General features: G+C 31.3%; 22 protein-coding genes. 13 read left to right on the top strand and 9 right to left on the bottom strand.

Annotated features, from left to right (window positions below; all coding sequences use genetic code 11):
- Positions 1–12: 12 nt before the first annotated feature.
- The 3 genes from SOR60_RS05765 to SOR60_RS05775 form a co-directional block, all read right to left on the bottom strand.
- On the bottom strand, positions 13–528 hold the full coding sequence (locus SOR60_RS05765) for a hypothetical protein (protein ID WP_154540490.1): 516 nt from the start codon (positions 526–528) through the stop codon (positions 13–15).
- A gap of 65 nt (positions 529–593) precedes the next feature.
- Entirely contained in the window at positions 594–1328 is a 735-nt protein-coding gene (locus SOR60_RS05770; RefSeq protein ID WP_154540492.1) for an amino acid ABC transporter ATP-binding protein, read from the bottom strand.
- Entirely contained in the window at positions 1312–2883 is a 1572-nt protein-coding gene (locus tag SOR60_RS05775) for an ABC transporter substrate-binding protein/permease (protein WP_320595465.1), read from the bottom strand. The genes SOR60_RS05770 and SOR60_RS05775 overlap by 17 nt, the downstream gene beginning before the upstream one ends.
- A gap of 475 nt (positions 2884–3358) precedes the next feature.
- Here SOR60_RS05775 and trhA point away from each other — a divergent pair, with 475 nt between their 5' ends.
- From trhA to SOR60_RS05805, 6 genes are all read left to right on the top strand, one after another.
- Positions 3359–4009, top strand: a complete 651-nt coding sequence (trhA, locus tag SOR60_RS05780; protein ID WP_320595466.1) for a PAQR family membrane homeostasis protein TrhA — start codon at positions 3359–3361, stop codon at positions 4007–4009.
- 65 nt (positions 4010–4074) lie between these two features.
- The gene (locus tag SOR60_RS05785) at positions 4075–4863 is read left to right on the top strand and encodes an Mrp/NBP35 family ATP-binding protein (protein ID WP_154540498.1); all 789 of its coding nucleotides are present in this window, start codon (positions 4075–4077) and stop codon (positions 4861–4863) included.
- An 8-nt stretch (positions 4864–4871) separates the two neighbouring features.
- Positions 4872–5840, top strand: coding sequence for a DUF1002 domain-containing protein (locus SOR60_RS05790; RefSeq protein WP_320595467.1), 969 nt, complete (start codon positions 4872–4874; stop codon positions 5838–5840).
- Between the two features lie 7 nt (positions 5841–5847).
- Positions 5848–6945, top strand: coding sequence for a threonine synthase (locus SOR60_RS05795; RefSeq protein ID WP_154540502.1), 1098 nt, complete (start codon positions 5848–5850; stop codon positions 6943–6945).
- A gap of 414 nt (positions 6946–7359) precedes the next feature.
- Complete coding sequence (locus SOR60_RS05800) at positions 7360–7566, top strand: DUF6442 family protein (RefSeq protein ID WP_320595473.1); 207 nt, start codon at positions 7360–7362, stop codon at positions 7564–7566.
- A gap of 7 nt (positions 7567–7573) precedes the next feature.
- Positions 7574–7780: a helix-turn-helix transcriptional regulator gene (locus tag SOR60_RS05805; protein WP_154540504.1), complete on the top strand. Its 207-nt coding sequence runs from the start codon at positions 7574–7576 to the stop codon at positions 7778–7780.
- 438 nt (positions 7781–8218) lie between these two features.
- On the opposite strand, the gene SOR60_RS05810 is transcribed toward SOR60_RS05805, so the two are convergent.
- Together SOR60_RS05810 and SOR60_RS05815 are read right to left on the bottom strand one after the other, a co-directional pair.
- Complete coding sequence (locus SOR60_RS05810) at positions 8219–9490, bottom strand: Glu/Leu/Phe/Val family dehydrogenase (protein ID WP_154540506.1); 1272 nt, start codon at positions 9488–9490, stop codon at positions 8219–8221.
- Between the two features lie 134 nt (positions 9491–9624).
- Positions 9625–10686 carry a C40 family peptidase gene (locus SOR60_RS05815; protein WP_320595468.1) on the bottom strand — a complete coding sequence of 354 codons (1062 nt, stop codon included), beginning with the start codon at positions 10684–10686 and terminating at the stop codon, positions 9625–9627.
- A gap of 174 nt (positions 10687–10860) precedes the next feature.
- On the opposite strand from SOR60_RS05815, the gene SOR60_RS05820 reads away from it, so the two are divergent.
- From SOR60_RS05820 to SOR60_RS05830, 3 genes are all read left to right on the top strand, one after another.
- Positions 10861–12927, top strand: a complete 2067-nt coding sequence (locus SOR60_RS05820) for a glutamine synthetase III domain-containing protein (RefSeq protein WP_154540510.1) — start codon at positions 10861–10863, stop codon at positions 12925–12927.
- A gap of 186 nt (positions 12928–13113) precedes the next feature.
- On the top strand, positions 13114–13716 hold the full coding sequence (locus tag SOR60_RS05825; RefSeq protein ID WP_320595469.1) for a hypothetical protein: 603 nt from the start codon (positions 13114–13116) through the stop codon (positions 13714–13716).
- Positions 13709–14857, top strand: coding sequence for an MFS transporter (locus SOR60_RS05830; RefSeq protein ID WP_154540514.1), 1149 nt, complete (start codon positions 13709–13711; stop codon positions 14855–14857). The genes SOR60_RS05825 and SOR60_RS05830 overlap by 8 nt, the downstream gene beginning before the upstream one ends.
- 49 nt (positions 14858–14906) lie before the next feature.
- Here the strand turns inward: SOR60_RS05830 and SOR60_RS05835 are convergent, their stop codons facing one another.
- Entirely contained in the window at positions 14907–15182 is a 276-nt protein-coding gene (locus tag SOR60_RS05835; protein WP_154540516.1) for a GNAT family N-acetyltransferase, read from the bottom strand.
- 144 nt (positions 15183–15326) lie between these two features.
- On the opposite strand from SOR60_RS05835, the gene SOR60_RS05840 reads away from it, so the two are divergent.
- Positions 15327–16109 carry a hypothetical protein gene (locus tag SOR60_RS05840; RefSeq protein ID WP_154540518.1) on the top strand — a complete coding sequence of 261 codons (783 nt, stop codon included), beginning with the start codon at positions 15327–15329 and terminating at the stop codon, positions 16107–16109.
- Between the two features lie 39 nt (positions 16110–16148).
- On the opposite strand, the gene SOR60_RS05845 is transcribed toward SOR60_RS05840, so the two are convergent.
- From SOR60_RS05845 to SOR60_RS05855, 3 genes are all read right to left on the bottom strand, one after another.
- Positions 16149–17996, bottom strand: a complete 1848-nt coding sequence (locus SOR60_RS05845) for a heavy metal translocating P-type ATPase (protein ID WP_320595470.1) — start codon at positions 17994–17996, stop codon at positions 16149–16151.
- Positions 17997–18218 carry a heavy-metal-associated domain-containing protein gene (locus SOR60_RS05850; RefSeq protein ID WP_154540522.1) on the bottom strand — a complete coding sequence of 74 codons (222 nt, stop codon included), beginning with the start codon at positions 18216–18218 and terminating at the stop codon, positions 17997–17999. It lies immediately after the preceding gene.
- Positions 18219–18430: 212 nt separating this feature from the next.
- Positions 18431–18736 (bottom strand): ArsR/SmtB family transcription factor, encoded by a 306-nt coding sequence (locus SOR60_RS05855; RefSeq protein WP_154540524.1) that lies wholly within the window; start codon positions 18734–18736, stop codon positions 18431–18433.
- Between the two features lie 176 nt (positions 18737–18912).
- Between SOR60_RS05855 and uvrB the strand changes: the two genes are divergently transcribed.
- The 3 genes from uvrB to SOR60_RS05870 form a co-directional block, all read left to right on the top strand.
- Positions 18913–20895, top strand: coding sequence for an excinuclease ABC subunit UvrB (gene uvrB / locus SOR60_RS05860; RefSeq protein WP_154540526.1), 1983 nt, complete (start codon positions 18913–18915; stop codon positions 20893–20895).
- 1 nt (position 20896) lies between these two features.
- Positions 20897–23710, top strand: coding sequence for an excinuclease ABC subunit UvrA (uvrA, locus tag SOR60_RS05865; RefSeq protein WP_320595471.1), 2814 nt, complete (start codon positions 20897–20899; stop codon positions 23708–23710).
- Between the two features lie 510 nt (positions 23711–24220).
- Positions 24221–25783, top strand: a 1563-nt coding sequence (locus SOR60_RS05870) for a Rib/alpha-like domain-containing protein (protein WP_320595472.1), incomplete at its 3' end; no start/stop codon positions are given.

Genomic DNA, 25783 nt, shown 5'->3' on the forward strand with positions numbered 1-25783 from the left:
AACTCCAAAACATCAATAAATTTCATTATAAGCGTAGTCCAATAGGATGTTGTCTATTGTTTCTACTTCTAAGTACTTTATATTAACAATTTCCATTTCAAAATCGTCAAAATATTTGCCATTATTTATATCTATAGCCCTTATGTAGACTTTTTCATTATTAATTTTTTCTACATAGCCCTTTATTATATTGTAATAAAGAAGGTCTTCCCCTAGGCTTACAATTTTATTGTTATCTTTTGCATAGCTGAGAATATCAAGAAAAGATAGGTCATTTTTAAAGACTTCACTATCAGATTTTCCAATGTTTATAGATTTCCAATAGGAATTGTAGATTTTAAGCTTATTTAAAAATTCTGATGTTTCCTTTTGCTCTATTAAGCTTTTGTCTACTAGTAAATAGCCATCATACCTACCTTGGTCATCTAAATTGTTTATAAGAATATTTTTGTTATCTTCAAATATCTTGTATCCAAAACTTATTGAATTATTGTTTTTATCATAAATTTCTATTAACTTATCTTCCATAATTAACTCCTTTTATCTACTATACCTAAATTTATGTAAAGAAAAAGCGGGAATTCCCGCTTCTGTTATCCTCTGTATCTTTTAAGAAAATCTTTTGTTCTTTGATTTTTTGGATTTGTGAAAATTTCTTCGGGTGTACCATCTTCAAGGATTATTCCTTCATTCATGAAAAGTACTCTTGTTGAAACTTCTCTTGCAAAATCCATCTCGTGAGTTACTACAATCATTGTCATACCTTCTTCTGCAAGCTTTGTCATAACTCTTAGAACTTCTCCAACCATTTCAGGATCTAAAGCACTTGTTGGTTCATCAAACAATAATACCTCAGGATCCATACAAAGTGCTCTTGCTATGGCAACTCTTTGCTTTTGACCACCTGATATTTGTGATGGTTTAGCATTAATATATTGAGCCATTTCTACTAGCTCTAGATATTTACGAGCCTTAGCTTCAGCATCAGATTTTGAAGTCTTTAGGACTTTCTCTTGACTTAAAGTACAATTTTCCAAAACCGTCTTATTTTCAAAAAGGTTAAAGTTTTGAAATACCATTCCAACTTTTGTCCTATAAGCTCTTAGGTCAAAGTGCTTTTCAAGTATATTTTCATTTTTGTAGAGAATTTTTCCACTTGTAGGTTCTTCTAGTAGGTTTAAGCATCTTAGAAGGGTAGACTTACCAGATCCTGATGAGCCTATTATAGTTACTACCTCACCTTTAGAAACTTCCATATTTATATCTTTTAAAACTAGGTTTTCACCAAATTTTTTCTCTAGATTTTCTACCTTAATTATTGTTTCCATGTATTCCTCCTGTTGAAGATTCTAAGGTAAATTCCTTATTTATATATCTTTTTTCTAATTGCATTATAATCCTTGTTACTACGAAAGTTAGTATAAAGTAGATTATTGCTGTTATTAAATATGTTTGGAATATTTGATAGGTTGAACCTGCTATTGATTTTGATACGAAGAATAATTCTGTGACTGAAATTACATTAAGTACAGAAGTATCTTTTATATTTATTACAAACTCATTACCAATTGATGGAAGGATTGACTTTATGGCTTGTGGTATTACCACATTAAACATTGTTTGAGAATGAGTCATACCAAGAGCTTTACAAGCTTCAAATTGTCCCTTATCAACTGCATTGATACCACCTCTTACAACTTCAGAAAGATAAGCACCAGTATTTATAGACACTATCATTAAAGCTGCAAACATTGTTGACATATCTATATTTAGAAATTGCTTTGCTCCATAAAATATAAGCATGGCTTGTACCATCATAGGAGTTGATCTGAATACTTCTACATAAACTGATAGTAAGAAATTTACTATTTTATGAATTATGTAGCCTACTTTGTTCTTATTTTTATCTACATCAATTTTTCTTATAACTGTAACTAAAAGTCCTATTACAAAACCTATAGATGTTGCAATTATAGATATTAGAAGAGTGTTTACAATACCTTTTATAAATATGGAAGAATACTCATCCCAAATATTTTTCATTTGCCCAAAAAATGACACTTCTTTCTCATCTGAAGCGGTTATTGCCACCATCTTCTCCATCATCTTATCAAAGTCATCCCTATTAAAGCCTTCGACAATTTTTGATATTTCAGCATTCATAGGGGAATTTTTAACAAGTCCTACTGCACAAGTTGTATCCTCATCATTTGTTTTAAATCCTTTACCTTCAGGAAATTCTACATAGTTTAGGTCAGGATTTGCAGCAACTGCTGATAAAGCTCCTACCTTTTCTGAAACATATCCATCAATAGAACCTGCCTTTGTTGCAGAAATCATTGTAGGGAAAGAATCCATAGCAGTTTGTTTATCAATTCCTTGCATCTGACCTAATAAATCATAGTGGAAAGTATTGAGCTGACCTGTAAGTTTTGCTCCCTTAAAGTCATTTATAGACTTTGCATTCATATATTTAGAATTCTTTTTAACTACTACAGTAAGATCTGCAAAATAGTAAGGAGATGTAAAATCAATTTCCTTTTTTCTTTCTGCTGTTGGACTCATACCAGCAATTATGGCGTCAATCTTTCCACTTGTAAGAGCTGGTGGAAGTCCGTCCCAGTCAATCTTATAAATCTCTAGTTTTTTACCTAACTTATCTGCAATCATCTTTGCGGTTTGTACATCTATACCATTAGCATACTCACCCTTTGAATTTGCAACCTCTACAGCTCCATTTGAATCATCAACTTGAGAGAAGTTAAATGGAGCATAGTTTACTTCCATTCCAACCTTAAACGTATCTTCACTAGCATAAGAACTTGTAATATTAAGTACAAAAATAAAAATAAATGCTAGAAAAAATCTCCTGAATTTTTTCATTATTATCCTCCTAAAATATAATTAAGACATTAAAAAAGGGCCTCATCCCTAAGGGACGAAGACCGTGTTACCACCCAAATTCAATATTTTCTCACAAAAATATCCTTATAAAGTACCATATATACTTTCAAAGGATTTTAAAATAAGAAAGTACATACATACCCCTTTGCTATAACGTGCAAATTACGGTGTCAAATCAATTAATCCTCGACACGACTCCAAGGCTTTTTTCTCTAATCCTATACTATCTTGTTACACCTTGCCAAGACTCTCTTTAAATATAGCCTATTAGTTACTCTTCTTATCAAAGTCTTTAATATCTTAAGCTAATAATACATTGAAAAAATCTATTTGTCAAGATATTTTTTTTGCTTTAATGTTTAGAAATGAAATTTATAAATTTTCCATAATAAAACTTTATTAAAACATAATTTTGTAATATCATATATATAAATAAAAGATAAGGAAGTAAGTAATGAGAATAATACAATACAAAAAAAGTGAGGAAATTACAAATATAGTAAGTCATGCTATAGGTTTTATCCTAACATTAATATGCTTTTTACCTATTATAATTTCAGCTTTTAAAGAAGAAGACTATCTTAAGGCTGTAGCATTTTTAATCTATATGATTTCTATCGGTCTTATGTTTTTGTCATCAACTCTATATCATTCAATGACAAATCCAAAGCTTAGGACAGTCTTTAGGGCTATAGACCATGGAGTAATATACCTAACCATAGCAGGCTCTTATACTCCTATTATACTTATAGGTCTTAGGTCAGTGCTTTCACTAGTAATATTTGTTGCTGTTTGGATTCTTGCTATAGCAGGAATACTTATGAATATTATTGCTTTTTCAAAGGCTAAGGAAGAAAAAATTTCAAAAATATCAATGATTATTTACATAATAATGGGATGGCTTTCTCTAATCCTATTTTATCAAATAATTAAACATATAGGAATAGGATATCTTTTATATATGATATTAGGTGGAATATTTTATACAGTTGGTGCCTACTTTTATTCTAATAAGAAAATCAAATATAATCATGCTATCTGGCACATATTTATACTTATAGCTACCTTTACCATGTTTTATGGAAACTATGTATATCTTGCTTGATAGAAAAATAAGATAAAGAGCATATAATATAGGTGTTAAGATTAAAATTAGCTAAAGGAGATTTTATGGAAAACAAAAAATTAAACTTTGATAAATTTAAGGTAAGTCCTAGAAAAGGCTCAAATATAAAAAAGACAATAGCAGTGATGTCTGGTAAAGGTGGAGTAGGTAAGTCATCAGTGACAAGCCTTATTGCATCAAAGCTTAGAAAAGATGGAAAAAAGATAGCAATCCTTGATGCAGATATTACAGGACCATCAATTCCTCAAGCCTTTGGCATAGAAGATAGGATAAGGGCTCTTGAAGATGGAGCAATGATACCAGCTAAATCAAAAAGTGGAATTGAGATTATGTCAATAAACTTAGTCCTTGATTCAAAAACATCTCCAGTTGTTTGGAGATCATCAATAGTTACCAATGTTTTAAAACAATTTTACTCAGAGGCAGACTGGGGAGATTTAGATTATCTTTTAATAGATATGCCACCAGGAACAAGTGACATTCCTCTAACAGTATTTCAATCTTTAAATATAGATGGGGTAATTGCTGTAACTACACCTCAAGATTTGGTTGGAATGGTTGTAGAAAAGTCATTGAACATGGCGAAAATGATGGGCAAGCCTATCCTTGGAATAGTAGAAAATATGTCATATTTTAAAGCTCCAGATACTGGAAAAGTATATAAAATATTTGGTGAGGGTGCAACAGATGATATTGCTAATAAATTTGCTATAGATACTGTATCAAAACTTGCCATAAATCCTAAAATAACAAAAATGATAGATGAAGGAAGGATAGAAGACGTAGAAGAAAAAGACCTTGATAATATAATCAAAAAAATAAAAAATCTTTAGGGGAGAATATGAAAAAAACATTAGAAAATAAGATATTGGCTTTGATTTTAATATTTACTATTTTTGTTCCAAGCCTTGTAAAAGCCGAACAATTTGATTCAAATAAGCAATCCTACATTTATGGAGCTGGCTTAAATGAAAGTCAAATCCAAGAGGTTAGGAAAAAACTTGATCTTTCAGATGATATTAATATAGCAAGCGTAAATGCAAATGACCTTCAAAGATACCTTGGTTATAGCACATCAGATTATGACATGATTTCTTCAGTTGCTGTAAAAAAACTTCCAAAAGGATCAGGAATAAAGGTTGATATAAAAACACCTGACTATATAAACTCAATAACTGAAGGTCAATATACTAACGCAGCTATAACTGCAGGAATTACAGATGCAGAAATAAAAGTAGCAAGTCCAAAACCTGTTACTGGAGAATCTGCCCTTGTTGGGGTATATAAGGCAGTTGAGTTAAGTGGAAATAATATAGATACAGAAAGAACCAAAACAGCACAAGAAGAGCTTGGGACACTTAAGAAAATAAGTGAAGAAAATTCTGATAATTCCTCATTTGATAAGGGAAAACTTGACCAAGTAGTAGCAGAAGTAAAACAAGATCTTCAACAATACAAAGAAAAAAATGGACAAACAGCTGATTCTAATCAAATAAAAATGTATATAGAAGATGCTCTTAAAAATGTAAATATGGGAGATATTCTATCAAATAACAATATACAAATTCTTATAAATTACTTTGAACAATACCAAGAAACATCAGCTATAGACAGCCAAGATGTAAAAGAAAATTTAAAAAAATTTGCAGGAGACGTAACAGAAAAAGGAAAGAAATTCTACGAAGATAATAAAGACGAAATTGATAAGGTAGGAAATAATATAAAAGAATCAGGACTTTTAGATAAGATAATAAACTTTATAAAAGATATATTTAATTCATTGTTTGGATCAAACAAATCAACAGAATAGGGGAGAAATGGTAGAATTTGAATGTACATGGTGTGGGAAGAAATATCCTACTGATACTTTAGAATATAAGTGTGATTGTGGTGGGCTTTTTAGGCTCAATTATGATATTCCAGATTTTTCTAAAAATCTTATCGACACAAATGAGTGGAATATATTTAGGTATAGAGCCTTTATGCCTTTTGAAGGTTCATCTTATAAGTCTGTGACTTTGGGAGAGGGACTTTCACCTATTATAGCTTATGATGAAAATCTTTTAATGAAAATGGATTACATGATGCCTACCCTATCTTTTAAGGATAGGGGAGCTGCAGCTCTTTTGACTCACTGCATAGATATAGGTGTTAAGTCTATTGTTCAAGATTCATCAGGTAATGCTGGAAATTCAGTTGCGGCTTATGCTGCAAAACTTGGCATAGAATGTGAGATATTTGTTCCGGAAAATACATCACCTAAAAAGATAAGTATGATTGAAGCTCATGGTGCAAAATGTCATGTAATAAATGGAAATAGGGATTATTGTGCTGATGAGTGTCGAAAATATGTTAGGGAAAGTGGAAAATATTATGCAAACCATGTATACAATCCTTACTTTTATGAAGGTACAAAAACATATATTTACGAAATATATGAAGAATTAGCTTATATTCCAGAAAATATTTTTCTACCTTTGGGAAATGGGACTTTGTTTATAGGTTCAATCCTTGCCTTAGAACATCTTTTATCATCAAATCTAATAGATAAAATGCCGAATATAATTGCTATACAAAGTGAAAAATGTGCACCTTTTGCTAAGGCTAAGAGTAAGAATTTAAAAAGAATTCCTGAAATCTCTCCTGAAAGTACTTTGGCTGAAGGAATTGCTATAGGTAAGCCTATGAGGGATAAGGAGATTTTAGAATATATCTATAAATATGACATAGATATAGTAGAAATTCCAGAAGAAGAAATTCTTCCAGCAAGAAAAAAGTTAGCTTTAAAGGGAGCTTATGTGGAGTATACTACAGCAGGAAATCTTGCAGCCTATGAAAAATATAAAAAAGAAAATGATATAAGGGGAAAGTCTATAATTACCCTATGTGGGGCAGGACTTAAGTCCGACCACTAGATTAAAATTTAAAATATTTAATTTATAATAGTATTATTAAGGGGCTGTTGCAAAATTATGAATTCTATCGTTGCATCATTTCAAGTTACTCCTAGACAATTTGAGAATAGCCTGCCGGCTCATGGAGGCCAAATTGTCGTAGAGGGACTTGAAATGATATTGTAACGATTAATTCATTTTGCAACAGCCCCTTTTTAAAGTATAGTAAATTTTTAAGTTTGTTTGACAGGTTTACTTGTCGACGATGCAATAATAATATTGCAAAGTTTACTTGGCAATAAATTGATAGAAGTAAGAAAAATGAATAGAGATGAAATTTTGTCAAAAAGTAGAGAAGAAAACAAGTATTTTGATGAAATGATGATTGATACTATTATAAAGTCTGGTAAAGCCTCAAGCTAAATAGGTTTAATAATTACTGCATTAATATTTGCAATTGAAGCTTTTTTCTTTAATAGCTTTAATTATGCTATAATTGGGGTTTACTTGGCTATGGAAGCTACAAGATACTTATTCAAGTATTCAAAAATGAAAGAAAGAAAAGAATTATTCTTTGGCATTATTAGTGGCATAGTTGGTTTTCTTGTTATTGTAGGGTACTTTTTTGTATCATTTAAATAGGACTATTATGAAAGAAGAATTGATTCTTAAAAATAGACTAAAAGAAGTAAGAAAAGAACAAGGATTTTCACAACAAAAATTGGCTGATGAGATAGGTGTTTCTAGAAATACTATTAGTTCAATTGAGACAGGTCAGTTTAATCCCACTGCAAAACTAGCATTAATATTATGCATAGCTTTAAATAAAAAATTTGAAGAATTATTTTATTTTTAGCAATTAAGTTATATTTGAAATTTGTTTATATATTAAAATTATAGGCTGATTTTAAATTATATAAGCATGATTTCACCTATACCATAATAATAAGTTAGGTTTTTGTGTAAAATTTATATAACTTTTTGGAAAATTTGTTATTAGATTAACCACATTATCAATCTGTAGGCTAGAAAGCCTATAGGTTGATATTTTTTATATCATTAATCACCATAAGAATAGATTTTATTGATTTTCTAGATTTATGTTATTTAAGTAAAAATCTCCTGAAAGGGGAAATCACCCTATTCAGAAGATTTATAGTAGAAATATATCTGTTTTTAATTAGCTATTTTGAAATTCTTGTAAGTTTTTTATATTGGTATTTTATTTTGGGATACATACTACTCGGCTAACTCATTGAGCCAGACGTGCTAGTCCTCTATGGGTCGGACAGACCTATATCCATCCCCTTAGTTCCATTGCTTCTGCAATTCTCTTTATTGCATACATATATGCAGCTTGCCTTATATTTGTTTTATATTCTCTTTTAAGTTCATAGATTCCTTCTATAGCTTTTAACATATCCTTTTCTTGTTTTTCTTGGACATCCTCTTGTGTCCAATAGTAGCCATATTGGTTTTGAACCCATTCATAGTATGATACTAATACTCCACCTGAGTTTGCTAATATATCTGGAATTACTTCAATGTTCTTTTCATTAAGAATTTCATCAGCTTCTGGGGTTGTTGGACCATTTGCTCCTTCTACTATTAGTTTTACATTAAGATTTTTAGCTATTTTTTCTGTTATTATATTTTCAAGTGCTGCAGGAATTAGAATATCAAACTCTGTTGACCAAAATTCATCATCACTTATTTTCTTTGCGTTAGGATATCCTGCAAGGGTTTTGTGTTCATCCCTATAGGCTTGGAGTGAATCATAGTCAAAGCCTTCTTCTGAGTAAAGAGCAGATCTTCCACACTCTTCACTTTCATCTCTTATTGAAAGATATTGTATTTTTGCTCCTTGCTCATTAAGGTATTTTAAGCTAAAGCTTGCTACATTACCAAAACCTTGAAGTCCTATCCTTGCTTTTTTAAGGTCGATTCCTATTTCATTTGCAGTGTATTTTGTTGCAATTATTAATCCGAATCCTGTAGCCTCATTTCTTCCAAGGCTTCCTCCAAGTATAAGAGGTTTTCCTGTAAAAGTTCCTATATCTTCCTTATCTCCATTTAGTTTTATATATTCATCTATAAAATAGGACATAATTTTACCGTTGGTATTTACATCTGGTGCTGGTATATCTATCCTTTCACCAAGATATTTGTAAAGCCCTCTTATATATCCACGAGATAGGCTTTCAAGTTCTCTTTCGGAAAGTTTTGATGGGTCTACTGCTATACCACCCTTACCTCCACCATAAGGAATTGCCAAAAGTCCAGATTTAAGACTCATCCAGGTAGAAAGTGCCTTTACTTCTTCAATATTTACATCAGGATGAAATCTAACGCCTCCCTTTGAAGGTCCAAGAGCGTGATTGTGGGCTGATCTATAGCCCTTAAAAATTTTGAGACTTCCATCATCCATCTTAACAGGTATCGAAATTTCAATTACTCTTTGAGGTTCTTTTAAGAATTCATATACTGCAGGATTAAGTCCTAGCTTATCACAAGCCTTTTTTATTTGTATTTGGGCAGATTCTAACGGGTTAAGTGTATCACTCATTTTTAACTCCTTATATTTACTAAAATTTTTCTATAATATTTCATGAATTATTATATCACTATTTTTTTTCACTTACAATATTATTTTCCCAATAAAAAAAGTACACCTTAAGGCATACTTTAATCTTTTCTTATCTAATTTTCTATTAATCTTTTAATAAGTATTGGATTTCCGATAGAAGATGTAATAACACCTGCCCTAGGATTAGCAGCATGGATTATTCCACCTTGACCATCTGCTATGGCAACGTGAGTAATATTTGAAAGACTTGTTCCAAAAAATACTAAGTCTCCAGCTTTTTCTTCACCCAAGGCTATAGTTTTTCCGTAGTTTGATTGAGTTTGAGCTAGGTGGGGAAGTCCAATTCCAAATTCACTATATACTTGCATAGTAAAACCTGAACAATCTATACCATTTACCAAGTCAATTCCACCAAATACATATGGATTACCTAGAAATTTGGTTGCAAAATTATAGGCAGATTTTCCTATATCATTGTCATCAACAGTATAGTAGATATATTCAATATCTCTAGTTTCTGAACTTTCTTCGTAAGCTGTTTTCTCAGGATAAATCCTTCTTATTTGGTCGTTTTCTTCTGCCTTATCTTCACCTTCTGGATAAAGACTTAGACCATTTCTTTTAAGATAGTCTATGTATCTTTTTATAGATTCATAGATTTTTTTGTACTTTTCCTTTAACTTATCTAAGTCCTTTTCATCTTTTGTAGATAAATCAAAGTCTTCTATTTTTACAAAACCTTCTTTATCATCCTTTTTAACTTTGACAAAATCTTTATTTTCATCAAAATCTACAAGGGTCAATTGCTCATCCTTTTTTATATCTGAAATTTTATTAGAACTTTCATCGTTCTTTTCATAAATTTTTGTATCCTTTAAGGCCTTGATATCATCTAGGATGTGAAACCAATATTTTCCTACATAAGCTTTTTTTCCTTCAAATTCTATTTGATAATAATCTTCTGTTTCGCCCTTAATCTCATATATATCTGGGTAGTCAATTCCACCTAAAATATTAGAATTATCATTATCTGAATCATCTTTTCTTACATTGACTCCCTCTGTAAGATCGTAATTAATGATAAGAGACTTTGCTTCAGATTTCTCCATTGTGCCAAAAATACCAAATGATAATGCAGTTGTCAATAATAATATAATTTTCTTGCTTTTTTTCATCTTAAATCCTTTTATATACAATAACTATTTATAATCTATCACTAATTTACTTTAGTGTCAATGAATCTTAATTTATTATAGCTAGCTAATAAAGTTGAAAAATTATTTTCATATAAAAAAAATCGTGTTATAATCTAGAAGTAAATCTGAAAAAAGCATTAGAAAGGTCGGTATATGAATTTAAAAGAATTTGGAAACTTAGCTTTTGATAAGAAGACAATGAAGGAGAATGTTCCCTATCCTGTATATTTGAAATGGAAAGAGGCTGCCAGAAATAATATAAATCTTGATAAGGAAACAGCAGACTCCATTGCCCATGCCATGAAAGCTTGGGCCATTTCAAAAGGTGCTACATCATACACCCACTGGTTTCAACCTTTAAATGGAAAGACTGCCAACAAGAAGACAGCTTTTTTAAATAGAGATGATAAACACAATCCAATACATAGGTTTTCTGGAAATGAACTTATAAAAGGTGAGCCTGATGCATCATCATTTCCATCTGGTGGAATGAGATCAACTTTTGAGGCTAGGGGATATACTTATTGGGATTTGACAGCTAACTCATTTATAGAAGACGAAACTCTTTATATACCATCAGTTTTTGTTTCATTTTATGGAGAAAAACTTGATAAAAAGCTTCCACTAATGGAATCAATGAATAGAATAAGTAAGGAAGCTTCTAGAGTTTGTAATTTATTTTTAAAGGATGAAAAAACTTATAGGGTAAAGCCTAAGGTTGGACTTGAACAAGAATTTTACCTTATTGATAAAAAATATTTTGATAAAAGAATAGACCTTGAGTATTGTGGTATGAGTCTTATAGGTTCAGATCCTATGGTCGAAAAAGAATTAATTTCTCACTATCTTGGAGCTATTCCTCAAAGAGTAAATGATTTTTTTGAAGATGTAAATAAACAACTCTATGACCTTGGTATCTATATGGAAGCTGAGCACAACGAAGTAGGTCCAAATCAGTTTGAGATAGCTATAATGTTTGAAAATTGCAATATATCTGTAGATAATAACCAACTTCTTATGCATATACTAGAAAAAACTGCAATTAAACATAAGCTAGCCTGTCTATTAAAGGAAAAACCATTTAAAAATATGGCAGGAAGTGGAAAGCATAACAACTACTCACTAGCTACAAATTATGGGAAAAATTGTTTTTCACCAGGAAAAGACCCTAAGAACAATCCTATATTCTTGCTTTTCCTATCTGCAATGATAGAAGTTTGCTATAAATATCAAGACCTAATCAGAGTAACAACATCATCTGTAACCAATGACTTTAGGTTAGGTGGAAATGAAGCACCCCCTTCTATAATCTCTATGTTTATAGGTAATGACCTAGAAGATATGCTCAAATCAATTTCAGAAAATAATTTTGAAAGTATTGATATAGATAATAGGGTTAATATACCTCATCTAGGTGAGATAAAAACAGATTCATCTGATAGAAATAGGACTTCACCTATTGCCTTTACTGGAAATAAGTTTGAATTTAGGATGCTTGGATCTTCAAAGACTGCATCTGATTTAAACACCCTTATAAACCTTGCTATGGCACAAAGTATGAAAAAAATTGCTGATAGACTTGAAAAAATTGATGAAAAAGACCTAATGAATGAGGTTTATAAGATTGTCAAAGAAATTTATGATGAAAATAAAAACATACTCTTTCAAGGAGATGGATATTCAAAACAATGGCTTGAAGAAGCAAAAAAGAGAGGACTTAAGAATCATAAAAGCTTCCTTGATGCCCTAATAAATGCCAGAAATTCTAATGCTTATAAGCTCTATAAGGATGAGAAAATTTTTACAGATAAGGAAATTGAATCAATCATAAATGTAGAATTAGAAGAAGTTGGTAATTTTTACTCATCAGAACTTGAAATCTTAAATAATATGATATACCAAGAAATATTACCATCTTCCATGAAGGAAATAAAAGAAATTAAAGAATACTTATCCTTTGTAGAAAATGAAAAACTTAAAGAAAAGGCTCAAAGAATCAATAAAAAGGTAGAAGAATTACTAGAATATGGGGAAGATTTAAAAGAAATTCTTAAAAAATTTGACCAAATAGATGATATAGAGGAAAAAGCTTGCTTTATACAAGAAAAAGCCCTTGTTATAGCAGGAAATATAAGAGAGGTTTCAGATTCGCTTGAGATTGAAATTTCAAGAGAAAACTACTCTATTCCAAGATATGTAGATATGCTTAAATCTTTATAAAAATAAAAAAAGAAAGCTTTCAAAAAATAAACAGACCCCAAAAATTGAACTTAAAAACTCGATTTTTTGAGGTCTGTTCACTTATATACCTTTTTTATAAATATATTATCAGCAATTTAAATTCTATTAAATCTTAATCCAATTTGATATAATAATAATAAATTAATAAGTAATTAGGAGAGAATTATGATTATACTTGACATACTTAATCAAGACTCATGGCTTGATGATTATGATTTTTTTAAAGATTTTAGAAAATCATCTTACTATAAGATTCTTTTAGACACATATAGAAACTTAAATACCGATATCCTATATAAAAGTAAAGTTCATGGCCAAGGTCATATAGAAAGAGTAATTTTATTTGCTATGCTCTTATCTTATAAGTATAAGCTTAATTCTAACGATACTGATGTGCTAAGATATGCAGCAAGTCTTCATGATACAAAAAGAGTAGATGATTCTTATGATACTGAACATGGATATAGGGCTGCCCTTTATTCAATAGACTTTGCAAAGATAGATGCATCTGACAAGAAAACCCTCCAAGCAGTTCTTGCAGCTCACTCTAGGATAGATAAAAAAATGGATGATACCATAAAAGAGTTTTTTGTAGAAGATTTTGATAGGGCGAAGAGACTTTCCAAATTTTTTAAAGACTCTGATGGACTTGATAGGGTTAGGTTAGATGATTTAGACGAAAAATTTTTGAGATATGACTTTTCAAAAGAGATGGTAGGCTTTGCTAAGAGATTATTTATCGCTTATAAGGAGCGAGAAGATGTCTAAGAGTCAGAATATAGCTCAAAAACTTGCAATACTTTCGATATCATTACTTCTTGCAAGCAATAATGCTATATCAGGCTCTCTTATCTATATTCAGCACGCCTTTAACCTAACAAGATCCAATACTGAGTTTATAGTAACTTTAGCATCTTTTAGTACTATGATTTTTATACTTTTGGCAGAATATATAGCCCAAAATATAGGAATGAAAAAAACAGTCCTTTTAGGGCTATCTCTAGTGAGTATAAGTGGGGTAATTCCTGTGATTTTCAACTCTTATCCTCTAATTTTATTATCTAGGGTTATCCTAGGTTCAGGACTTGGACTCTTTAATGGGCATTCTGCAAATTATATAAATCTTTTATATAATGATAATGATGAGAGAACAAAGCTCCATGCTCTAAGAAATGCAGCTGAATTTATAGGACAGATTTTCTTATATACCCTTGCAGGTATTCTAGTTCAAGTAAATTTCATCTATACATTTTTGGTCTATTCAACAGCTATAATTATATTTATTATTTTCAAAATAAATGTACAAGATGTTAAATTAGAAAAGGAAAAGACAAGAGTATATATAGATTCAAACATATTCTTATTCATAATTTTTGCTATGATTATGATTTTAAATATGACCTGTATGCAAACAAGATTTCCCTTTGTGGCAAGTCTAACTAGGGGAATGGGAATTAATATCAGTTTTTACTTAAACCTTGTCCCAATTATTGGTATGTTTTCAGCTATTTTATTTACACCTATTAACCTAAAACTTAGGGAATATACTATATTTTTGGGACTTTTCTTATACACTTTGGCAAATATTTTAATAATAGGATACGAAAATAGTTTTTGGGGCTTTTTGTCTTGTATTCTCCTTGCTGTCTTTGCCCAATCTTTGTGTATGCCTTATATATTTGCCGAAGTACCAAGATATGTAAGAGGACAAAGCTCAAGGCTTGCAACCAACCTTATTTTTATAGGTTGTAATGTGGGTGTCTTTATGGCTCCCTTATTTTTAAGTTGGATTGATAAATTCCTCAATACCAAATCTTTATCAAAAGGCTTTATTGCCTTTGTGATAATACATATAATCTTAATTGCAATATTTTTCTATAGAAATAAGATGAACAAAAGAAACAGATAAAAAGGACTGTTGCAAAGATTAATCCATTCTGCAACAGCCCTTATATTAGCTATTTAAGATAAACATCATCATATGAGTCATCCTTTTCAAACTTATCTCTTATATAAGGACAAGAAGGAATGATTTTTTTATTATTCTCTCGAGCATAATCTACAAGTTTGTCTACAAGCTTTCCTGCTATACCTTGACCACCATATTCTTTTTCTACTCCAGTATGGACAGCATCTATAACATTTCCCTTAAAAATCATATCTATAAGGCCTATTTTCTTATTTCCATCAAAAACTTGTACTTGTTTTTCTTCTTCATTAATTTTGTATTCCATTATATCACCTCATTATAGTATATACCCAAGATTAGCAACAATAATATATAGATAGATTATAATTAATTATATATAGATTTTTAATATTAATTTTAGTGGGTATAAATATAAAAATGAATTTTTAGAAATAGAGAGGAAATAAATATGAAAAGAGAATATAGCTATGGCTCAGTGTTTATAGTTAATATGATATTTGCTATTTTAAGTGGTCTAGCATCTTATGTAATTATGACATTACTTAACCTAAATGAATCAAACTTTTTAGTAGGATTTATAAGAGGTATTATTACTTTGTTTTCTTCATTTTTGATTACTGCAGGACTTATAAATAATAGAACTGGTGGAGTTGGGGATTATCTTAATCAAGTAAGTAGAATTAATGGAAAAGTTATTATAATCAACCTTTTAGTTTTACTTATATCAACAGCAATAACGTATTTATTAGGAACAGGAGCAATATTATCAGTTATTAGTAAAAATCCACTATCATTATTATCAGCTACTTCTGTTGGATATTTAGCAACAATAGTTTTTGACCTACTAACAACTTATACCAATCACATTTTAGTAGATCCTAGAAACAAAAACCAACCAATAAGCGAGTCAATCAAAGATATATTTAGCACAAGTATAAAACTTTTAGGAAAAACAATTACAGTATATTTACTTTATATTCTTATACCAGTTGCTATTTTAGCTGGTCTTTTAACAATTCTTTTTCTTGCAACTGATGACCCTATGACTACATTGGGAATAGGAGTTATAGTTGGTGGATTATTTTTTATATACTTTTTGATTATAGGACCTATAATTAGGGCGAGAATTGCAGATAACTACCTTGACTATAAAGGTGATTTAAAAAGAGAAGATGATATCTTTACAGAAGAAAGATATGACAATAATCATACAATAACAAGAAATGTATAAAAAAGCTAGGTTAATTAATTAGCCTAGCTTTTAAAAATTTTATATTTTTTTATTTAAAATCCTCATAGCCCATAAGGTAGCTATAATAGAAACCCCAACATCTCCAAATACTGCAAGCCACATTGGAGCGTAACCAAATAGTCCTAGGATAAGTATTATTATTTTAGCTAAAAGTATGAAAGATAAGTTCTCTTTGGCAGTCTTATCGACTATTTTTGAAATCTTTATTAAATCTTTAATCTTTGAAACTTCTCCATTTACTATAAGTATATCTGATGCTTCTATAGCAAGATCTGATGCAGTTTGTCCCATAGAAATACCAACATCAGCACTTTTTAGAATAGGGCCATCATTTATACCATCACCCAAATATATAACAGAGTGTCCTTTTTTTTGTTCATCTCTTAAAAGCTCTAACTTTTCATCAGGAAGAAGTTTTGCACAATATCCTATTCCAAGTTCTTTAGCAACCTCTATAACTGCCTTTTCATCATCACCAGATAAAACAGCAATTTGATTGAAATTTTCCCTTATATCATCTATAGTTTCTTTAGCATCATCTTTTAACTTATCTTGTAAGATAATCTTACATACCAAAAGATTATTTATAGTCATATAAACAGCCTTGCCATTAGTATTATCAACTTCACCTACAAAGTCAGCAGATCCTATCTTTATTTCATTGTTTTCATAAGTTCTAGCCCAAACTCCCATGCCAATTATATTTTTACTAGCAATAAAATAGGAAGGATTATCGTTTCTGTTGAGGCTATTTACAATTGATTTTGCTATAGGATGATTTGAAAGTTTTTCAAGATTATATATATAATCAAGGATAAGATTTTTACTATAATCTGTGTAGTAGACTATAGTTTCTATATCAAACTCTCCTTTGGTTAAGGTACCTGTCTTGTCTGTAAAAAGGGTATCAGAATCCATAATCTTTTCAAAAAAATTGCTTCCCTTAAGAAGAATTTTATTCTTACTAGCAAGACCAAGTCCTGATATATAAGTTAAGGGAATCGAAATAACCAAGGCACAAGGACAGGCTATAATTAAAAATGTTCCAGCTCTTAGAAGATATTCCCTCAAACCAAATCCCAAAAGTGGTGGGACAATAGCGATAAAAGTCGCAAGAGCTACTACTATGGGAGTATATATTTTAGCAAATCTTGTAATAAGTCTTTCACTATCAGACTTCCTTTCATTAGATTCTTCGATAAGCTCAATAATTTTATTGGCAATAGAATCATCAAATACCTTGCTGGCCCTATATCTTATAATGCCACTTGAAAGAATTGAAGATGATAAAATTTTAGAACCACTTTTAATAGATTTTGGCAAAGACTCTCCTGTAAGAGAGGAAGTATCCAAAAGTCCCTCACCATCTATAACAATTCCATCAACAGCAATCTTTTCACCATCACTGGCAAGTATTATATCTCCTATTTCTATATCTTCTATGTCAACTTCTGTAAAAGTTCCATCAGGATTTACCTTTTGTGCCTTTTGGGGAACTATATCCATAAGGGATTTTATATTATCCCTAGACTTATCTGTAGCTATATCTTCAAAAACTTCTCCAAAAGAATAAAAAATCAACACAGCCAAGGCTTCTTCATATTGACCTAATAAAAATGCTATAAAAGTTGCTATCGTTATAAGAAAATTTTCATCCATACTATTGCCATGGGTGATTGAATAAATCCCTCTTTGAAAAATTTCCCCACCAAGTAGGAGGTAAACAATCAAAAAGCCCATAACAATAAAAAACTTCTTGCCTACATGACTATAATACCTATATAAAATAAAGCTAATAATAGTAAAAAACAAGAGTCTTAGAAGATTGACCTTGTTTTCTTTTGACATATTTTTGAAAACTTCCATTTAATAAACCAACTTTGCATCATATTCTATGGACTTTATAATCTTAGATGACTCTTCTAAAATATAGCCTATATCGACACCATCATCTAAATCAAGTTTCATCTTTTGGCTTATAAATGAAATATTTACATCCTTTACACCATCGAGTTTTTTTATTTTATCTTCCATCTTAGATGCACAAGAAGGACACCCTAAATTTTCTATTTTATATTTCTTTTTCATAATTGCTCCTAACTAAAACCTAGCTCATATAATGAAACAAAAGGGACATATCATTAAAAAGCTAAATTTTTTAAAATTGAATTATATATATTTTAATAATTATGTGAAAATCATTGACTAAAATCGCTTAAATGCCTACAAAATTCATCTACTATTACTGCATAAAATAAAAATATTTGATTATTTTTATCAAATGAATATATAATGCTATATTATTTCTCCCATAAATGTTCAAGTCCCATTTTTATTATTGTCTTCACATGGTCATCTGCCAAAGAATATATCATTGACTGACCAGCTCTTTTTGAACTTATTAGGTTTGTTTCCTTTAAATATCTTAGTTGGTGGCTTATAGCAGATTGAGTCATTTCAAGTTCTGTTGAAATCGTATTTACATTTTTTCCTTCATCAAAGAGAGAATAGAGTATCCTTATTCTTGTTGAGTCAGAAAAAACTTTAAATAAATCAGCCAAATCAAACAAGTCATTGTCAGATATGTTTTTTAATAATTTTCCCATATTACATCCTTTCATATGAATATCTACCCATAAAAAATTATAGCAGAAAGTATGCTAATCGGCAAACTTATCCAGTTTATAATCCCTAGTGAAAAGATTGAAATTAAACTATTAAAGTGTATACTAAATAGGACGATTAATGACTTATTATATTTATTTATATAAGGAAGTGTTATATGATAGAAAATAAATTTATCCTAAAATCAGACTATTCTCCAAAAGGAGATCAGCCTGAAGCTATAAAAAAACTTGTAAATGGATTAAAAAAAGGTAAAAAACACCAGATACTCCAAGGAGTTACAGGTTCAGGTAAGACCTTTACTATGGCTAACATTATTCAAGAGGTTCAAAAACCAACCTTGGTCCTTGCCCATAATAAGACACTTGCCTACCAATTGTTTACAGAATTTAAGGAATTTTTCCCAGACAATGCAGTAGAATATTTTGTATCCTACTACGATTACTACCAACCGGAAGCCTATGTTGCAGCAACTGATACCTACATAGCTAAGGACTCATCTATAAATGATGAGATTGACAAGCTTCGTCACTCGGCTACTATGAGCCTTTTTGAAAGGCGTGATGTAATAATAGTAGCAAGTGTATCTTGTATATATGGTTTGGGAGATCCTCAAGAATATAGAAAATTAGTCCTATCTCTTAGACCAAGTCAAGAGATAAGCCCAGAAGAAGTCATGAAAGAACTTATTGATAGGCAATTCGTAAGAAATGACTTTGACTTTTCTCGTGGAACATTTAGAAAAAGAGGAGATGTACTTGATATATTCCCAGCTGGAAATGATGAAAAAGCTATTAGAGTAGAATTTTTTGGTGATGAAATAGATAGGATTTCAGAATTTGATTCTCTAACAGGCAAAATCCAATCCCATATATCCCATGCCTACATCTATCCTGCAAGTCACTATGCTACAACAAGTGAGAAAGCAGAAGCTGCCATTGTTACTATAAAAGAAGAATTAAAAGAAAGGCTAGCTGAGCTTGAAAATGAAAATAAACTTGTAGAAGCCCAAAGACTTGAACAAAGAACAAACTATGATATAGAGATGCTTGAAGAGATAGGATTTTGTTCGGGTATAGAAAACTACTCAAGACATATGTCCCAAAGACCAGCAGGTTCAAGACCTTATACCCTTATAGACTACTTCCCAGATGACTTTATCCTTTTTGTAGACGAATCTCACGTATCAATTCCTCAAGTTGGAGGAATGTATGAAGGAGATAGGTCAAGGAAGCAAAACTTAGTAGATTATGGATTTAGACTTCCATCAGCCCTTGACAATAGACCACTAAAATTTCCTGAGTTTGAAGAACTCATAAAACAAGCCATTTATGTATCAGCAACACCAGGAGATTATGAACTTAGAAAAACTGGTGGAGAAGTTGTAGAGCAAATTATAAGACCAACAGGGCTTTTAGATCCTAAGATAGATGTAAGACCTGTTGAAAATCAAATAGATGATTTAATAGAAAATATATATAAAACTATAGAAAAAGAAGAAAGAGTCCTTGTTACTACTCTAACAAAAAGAATGGCAGAAGATTTGACAGACTATTTGTCAGAAAATGGAATCAAGGTAAAATACCTTCACTCAGATATAAAAACCATAGAACGTAGTGAAATAATAAGAGATTTGAGATTAGGAAAGTTTGATGTTTTAGTCGGAATAAACCTCCTTCGTGAAGGTCTTGACCTTCCAGAAGTTTCTCTTATAGCAATACTAGATGCAGACAAGGAAGGATTCTTAAGAAGCGAAACCTCTCTTATTCAAACTATAGGAAGAGCAGCAAGAAACTCAGAAGGTCATGTAATTATGTATGCAGACAAGATTACCAAATCTATGAAAAAGGCCATAGCCGAAACTGAAAGAAGAAGGTCCATCCAAAAAGACTTCAACAAAAAGCATGGTATAACTCCAACAACCATAAAGAAAAATATCTCGGAAATTATCCAAGTTACCAAGTCTGCTGAAGAAAAAGACCAAGAAATCAGAGATGAATTCTCATCAGATCAAATTGATACTATTCTAATCAATATGGAAGCAGAAATGTATAAAGCTGCGGAAGAATTAGACTTTGAAAGGGCAGCAAGGCTTCGTGATCAAATAACAAAGATGAAAAAACAGTTAGCAGAGGTGTAAAATGAGTGAAAATAAAATAGTAATAAGGGGAGCAAGAACAAATAACCTAAAAAATATAAATCTTACTCTTCCTCGTGATAAAATGATTGTATTTACTGGACTTTCCGGATCTGGAAAGTCCACTTTAGCCTTTGATACAATTTATGCTGAAGGTCAAAGAAGATATGTGGAGAGCCTATCTTCATATGCTAGGCAATTTTTGGGAAACCTAGATAAGGCTGATGTTGATTCTATAGAAGGGCTTTCCCCATCTATCTCAATAGATCAAAAAACAACAAACAGAAACCCAAGATCAACAGTGGCAACAGTTACAGAAATATACGACTATTATAGACTTTTATTTGCAAGGATAGGCGATCCTTACTGCCCAGTTTGTGGCAAAAAAATAGAGGCCCAATCTATAGATCAAATGGTAGATAGGATTCTAAAATTAGATGATAAAACTCGTATTCAAATCCTTGCTCCAGTAGTAAGGGGAAAAAAGGGGCAACACAAAAAAAAGCTTGAAAATATTCAAAAAATGGGATATGTAAGGGTTATGATAGATGGACAGCCTTATGAGATAGAAGATGATATAGAACTTTCTAAAACCAAAAAACATGACATATCTATAATAGTAGATAGGATAGTAATAAAAGAAGGCATAGAATCAAGACTTGCAGATAGCTTAGAAACATCCCTCAAGCTTACAGAAGGTTTAGTTGAGATAAATGTAATAGGGGGAGATGACTTTATGCTTTCATCAAAACTTGCTTGTCCAGATGGTCATGTTTCCTTACCAGAGATTACACCAAATATGTTCTCCTTTAATGCACCCCAAGGTATGTGCCCTGAGTGTAATGGATTAGGTTTTCACCTACAAATCGACCCAGAGCTTGTAATACCAGACAAGAGCCTATCCATAAACCAAGGAGCCATAGACCCATATGCCACAAGTGCTAAGGGAACTTATTATAATGAAATGATAAAAGCCATAGCTCAAAATCATAACTTTGACCTTGATGAACCAATTAAAAATGCTCCAAAGGAAATGATAGATGAAATACTTTATGGAACAAAAAAGGAAATTTCCTTTATGTTTGACAGTCATTTTTCGGGTAGAAAAAGATTCACAGGACATTTTGAAGGAGCGATAAAAAACCTATCCGATAGGTATGAAAGGACAAACTCAGATACCCAAAAGAAAAGAATGAGAGATTTTATGAGTGAAGAAGAATGTAAGACTTGCCATGGGGCAAGACTTAAACCTGAAATTCTTTCTATAAAGGTAGGAGAGATGTCTATATCAGATATAGCTAATATGTCTGTGGATAAAACAATAGAGTTTTTTGATAATCTAAAACTTGAACCAATGAAAGCAAAGATTGCAGAACTTATAATAAATGAGATAAAGGCAAGACTTAAATTTTTGCAAGATGTTGGCCTAGGCTACCTATCCTTATCAAGGTCTGCGGCAACCCTTTCAGGAGGGGAAAGTCAAAGAATAAGACTTGCAACCCAAATAGGCTCAGGACTTGTAGGAGTATGCTATGTATTGGATGAGCCTTCCATAGGGCTTCACCAAAGAGATAATAATAAATTGATTAAAGCTTTAAGAGATTTAACAGATATAGGAAACACACTAATAATAGTAGAACATGATGAAGATACCATGAAGGCTGCGGACTATCTTGTAGATATAGGACCAGAAGCAGGTGTTCATGGTGGACAGATAGTTGCCAAGGGTAGTCTAGAAGATATAGAAAATGAAAAAAGATCTATAACAGGAGCCTACCTATCAGGCAAAAAGAAGATTCCAGTACCAGAAAAAAGAAGAAATTGGAATAAGTATATAGAAGTTAAAAATGCTAGAGAAAATAACCTTAAAGGCATAGATGTAAAATTTCCCTTATCAACATTTACAGCAGTAACAGGAGTATCAGGCTCTGGAAAATCATCCCTAGTAAATGAAATACTTTATAAATCAATAACAAAAAAGTTAAATAAGACAAAAACCCACCCAGGAAAACACGATTCAATAGAAGGGGTTGATCAAATTGATAAAATTATATCTATAGACCAATCCCCAATAGGAAGAACCCCAAGGTCAAACCCTGCAACCTACACCAAACTCTTCGACAATATAAGAGATGTTTTTGCTATGACCAACGAGGCCAAGATGAAAGGCTACGACAAGGGAAGATTCTCCTTCAACGTAAAGGGAGGAAGGTGCGAAGCTTGTAAGGGTGATGGAACAATAAAAGTAGACATGATGTTCTTGCCAGATGTATATGTACCATGTGAAGTATGTCATGGTAAAAGATACAATCGTGAAACCCTTGAAGTAAAATACAAGGGAAAAGACATATCAGAAGTCTTAGATATGACAGTAGAAGATGCTCTTAAATTTTTTGAAAACCATCCATCTATAATAAGAAAACTACAAACCCTTTATGATGTAGGACTAGGCTATATAAAATTAGGACAACCATCCACAGAACTTTCAGGAGGAGAGGCTCAAAGAGTAAAACTTGCATCAGAACTTGCAAAGAGATCAACCGGTCAAACCTTATACATCCTAGATGAACCAACGACAGGACTTCATATGGCAGATGTCCATAAACTTATAGAAGTTTTAAATAGGTTGGTAGAGCAAAATAATACAGTACTAGTAATAGAACACAACCTAGATGTAATAAAAGTAGCTGACTATATAATAGATTTAGGACCAGAAGGTGGCGATGGTGGTGGAAGCTTAGTAGCAAGTGGAACACCAGAAGAGATAGCCAAGTGTAAAAAATCATATACAGGACAATTTCTTAAAAAAGTCTTATAGAACTAAACGCCTTATGGCGTTTTTTCTATATTCATATAATATTTCAAAAGCACAACCTTTATACAAATTATAAAGAGGAATATAAATAAAATCAAAATTTTCATATAAAATAAATAATTATTCATTGACTTAGAACATAATCTCTAAATAAAATAATCTTATCAAGAAACATCTTGAAATATCAAAATAAATCTTTTGTCAATAAATATAAACAAAATAAGCATATTTTTTCAAAAACTTAAGACCTGCAATAATTATTAAAAATATTTGGCTTAAACTTATATAATGTGGTATAATTTTTTAAAGAAATAAGGCATTAGGATAGCTAAATTATCTTATAAATCATGATAAGATTATTATTAACTATCACTGACAATACCCAATATTTCTTATAAAATATTTATAAATAATATCTACCAAAGTCAATTTGGATATAATTAACCTATTATATCTAAAATTAGGTTAAAGTAGATATTATTAAAGTTATCTTACAGATAAGAAAGGAAAAATATGAAAAATTTGAGAGGATTTGAGGAAGTTATTAAAAATAATAAGTCTAAAAATCAAAACAAAAAACCTAAGTATGCAATGAGGAAACTAACGGTGGGCTTAGTATCTTGTATGATGGGTTACTTAATAGCTTTCACTCCATCAGTTTCTAATGCTGCAGAAGTTGGAACAGAAAATGTAGCACCAAAAGAAGCAGCACCAGAAGAAACTAATGCAGGGGTAGAAAAGGATCAAACGCCAAAAGAAGCGATTTCACCAGCTGGAGAAACTAGTGAAGCAATATCAGCTAATCCAACCACAGAAAAAGCTGTTGCTCCTAACAAAGACAGTCAACCAGCAGGAGAGCTTAATACAAGTAAGGAAAATGCCCCACAAGCTGAAACAGCAAGTGAAGAAGTAGTTAAAAAACAAGCTGATAGTTTTAATGCAAGCATTAAAGATATAACAGTCAAAGAAAATCAAGAAATAAACTACAAAGATGCTGTTGAAAACCTACCACAAGATGCCAAACTTGAAGTACTTACTCCAGCAAAAACAGACAATATTGGAGAAAGTATAGTTAAGGCTAAAATATTATTTTCAGATGGTTCTGAAAAAGAAATTAAAATAAAAGTTACAGTTAAAGCTAACGATGAGTTATCTGCTAATAGCCAAGCTACAGAAGCAACAAAGGTTGCAAAAAGAAGAGTACCAAGGGCTGCTTCATCTGATGGTCTTGGATTTTACAATGTAAATAATGAGGTTAATTATGATATCGTTGGAGAGAAGGACGGAGTTCTAGATTATGGAAGAACGGACTATGTGAAAACCGACTCAAACGGAGATATTCATTTGAATGTAAGTAAATGGGCTAAGGGCTCAACGGATTGGGGAGATACTGAAAAAGGTCCATATAACGGAAGATATATATTAAACTTTTTCAAGAAAGAATTTTACAGTCAGATTCAATCAATTGAAGTTAATGGTGTACAGTTTGAAAGCGAGTCCGACGGAGCATTATGGAAGGTTCCAATCAACACTCAAACTTTCAAGTCAGGTTCAATTGGAATAATCACCAATGATGATGTTGTTATCAAGCTTAAGAATGGACAAACTTTGAACAGTTTGGGTCTTTCAAATGATAAGATTAGCTTTACTACTCTTTGGGTCAGAGGCGATGGATATTCTGATGTCGGCGGACACGATAACGGATTTATTTTGAAAGACAATCCAAACATACCTGAGCTTCCGACAAATCCAGCAGAAGGAAATGAATCCTACCTTGGCACGGGACTGAATGGATTAGGTTCTGACGGAGCAAAATCCAAGGACGGTAATTTTACAGAAGGAGCTATGACTAAGGTTGTCCTTTATGATGCAAAGAACAAAGCAATAAAGTCAGTTGTTTCTTTTAAACCGGGTCAAAACTTTCTTCAAGCAAACAGCGGATGGGTGCTTTATATAAACGATGCAATTCCTAAGGAATTACTTCCATATATTGATACCAACAATGTTAAGCTTGGCGTGTCGGATTCACAGGGTAAATTCACAAAAGATGAACAGGTGAATATAGTTGTTGATGAA

The organism is Anaerococcus porci, assembly GCF_034090325.1.
Taxonomy (GTDB): Bacteria; Bacillota; Clostridia; order Tissierellales; family Peptoniphilaceae; genus Anaerococcus; species Anaerococcus porci.

Excerpts from the sequence above, each read along its gene's own strand:
- SOR60_RS05765 (WP_154540490.1), bottom strand. The coding sequence starts at position 528 with ATGGAAGATAAGTTAATAGAAATTTATGATAAAAACAATAATTCAATA.
- SOR60_RS05770 (WP_154540492.1), bottom strand. The coding sequence starts at position 1,328 with ATGGAAACAATAATTAAGGTAGAAAATCTAGAGAAAAAATTTGGTGAA.
- SOR60_RS05775 (WP_320595465.1), bottom strand. The coding sequence starts at position 2,883 with ATGAAAAAATTCAGGAGATTTTTTCTAGCATTTATTTTTATTTTTGTA.
- trhA (WP_320595466.1), top strand. The coding sequence starts at position 3,359 with ATGAGAATAATACAATACAAAAAAAGTGAGGAAATTACAAATATAGTA.
- SOR60_RS05785 (WP_154540498.1), top strand. The coding sequence starts at position 4,075 with ATGGAAAACAAAAAATTAAACTTTGATAAATTTAAGGTAAGTCCTAGA.
- SOR60_RS05790 (WP_320595467.1), top strand. The coding sequence starts at position 4,872 with ATGAAAAAAACATTAGAAAATAAGATATTGGCTTTGATTTTAATATTT.
- SOR60_RS05795 (WP_154540502.1), top strand. The coding sequence starts at position 5,848 with ATGGTAGAATTTGAATGTACATGGTGTGGGAAGAAATATCCTACTGAT.
- SOR60_RS05805 (WP_154540504.1), top strand. The coding sequence starts at position 7,574 with ATGAAAGAAGAATTGATTCTTAAAAATAGACTAAAAGAAGTAAGAAAA.
- SOR60_RS05810 (WP_154540506.1), bottom strand. The coding sequence starts at position 9,490 with ATGAGTGATACACTTAACCCGTTAGAATCTGCCCAAATACAAATAAAA.
- SOR60_RS05815 (WP_320595468.1), bottom strand. The coding sequence starts at position 10,686 with ATGAAAAAAAGCAAGAAAATTATATTATTATTGACAACTGCATTATCA.
- SOR60_RS05820 (WP_154540510.1), top strand. The coding sequence starts at position 10,861 with ATGAATTTAAAAGAATTTGGAAACTTAGCTTTTGATAAGAAGACAATG.
- SOR60_RS05825 (WP_320595469.1), top strand. The coding sequence starts at position 13,114 with ATGATTATACTTGACATACTTAATCAAGACTCATGGCTTGATGATTAT.
- SOR60_RS05830 (WP_154540514.1), top strand. The coding sequence starts at position 13,709 with ATGTCTAAGAGTCAGAATATAGCTCAAAAACTTGCAATACTTTCGATA.
- SOR60_RS05835 (WP_154540516.1), bottom strand. The coding sequence starts at position 15,182 with ATGGAATACAAAATTAATGAAGAAGAAAAACAAGTACAAGTTTTTGAT.
- SOR60_RS05840 (WP_154540518.1), top strand. The coding sequence starts at position 15,327 with ATGAAAAGAGAATATAGCTATGGCTCAGTGTTTATAGTTAATATGATA.
- SOR60_RS05845 (WP_320595470.1), bottom strand. The coding sequence starts at position 17,996 with ATGGAAGTTTTCAAAAATATGTCAAAAGAAAACAAGGTCAATCTTCTA.
- SOR60_RS05850 (WP_154540522.1), bottom strand. The coding sequence starts at position 18,218 with ATGAAAAAGAAATATAAAATAGAAAATTTAGGGTGTCCTTCTTGTGCA.
- SOR60_RS05855 (WP_154540524.1), bottom strand. The coding sequence starts at position 18,736 with ATGGGAAAATTATTAAAAAACATATCTGACAATGACTTGTTTGATTTG.
- uvrB (WP_154540526.1), top strand. The coding sequence starts at position 18,913 with ATGATAGAAAATAAATTTATCCTAAAATCAGACTATTCTCCAAAAGGA.
- uvrA (WP_320595471.1), top strand. The coding sequence starts at position 20,897 with ATGAGTGAAAATAAAATAGTAATAAGGGGAGCAAGAACAAATAACCTA.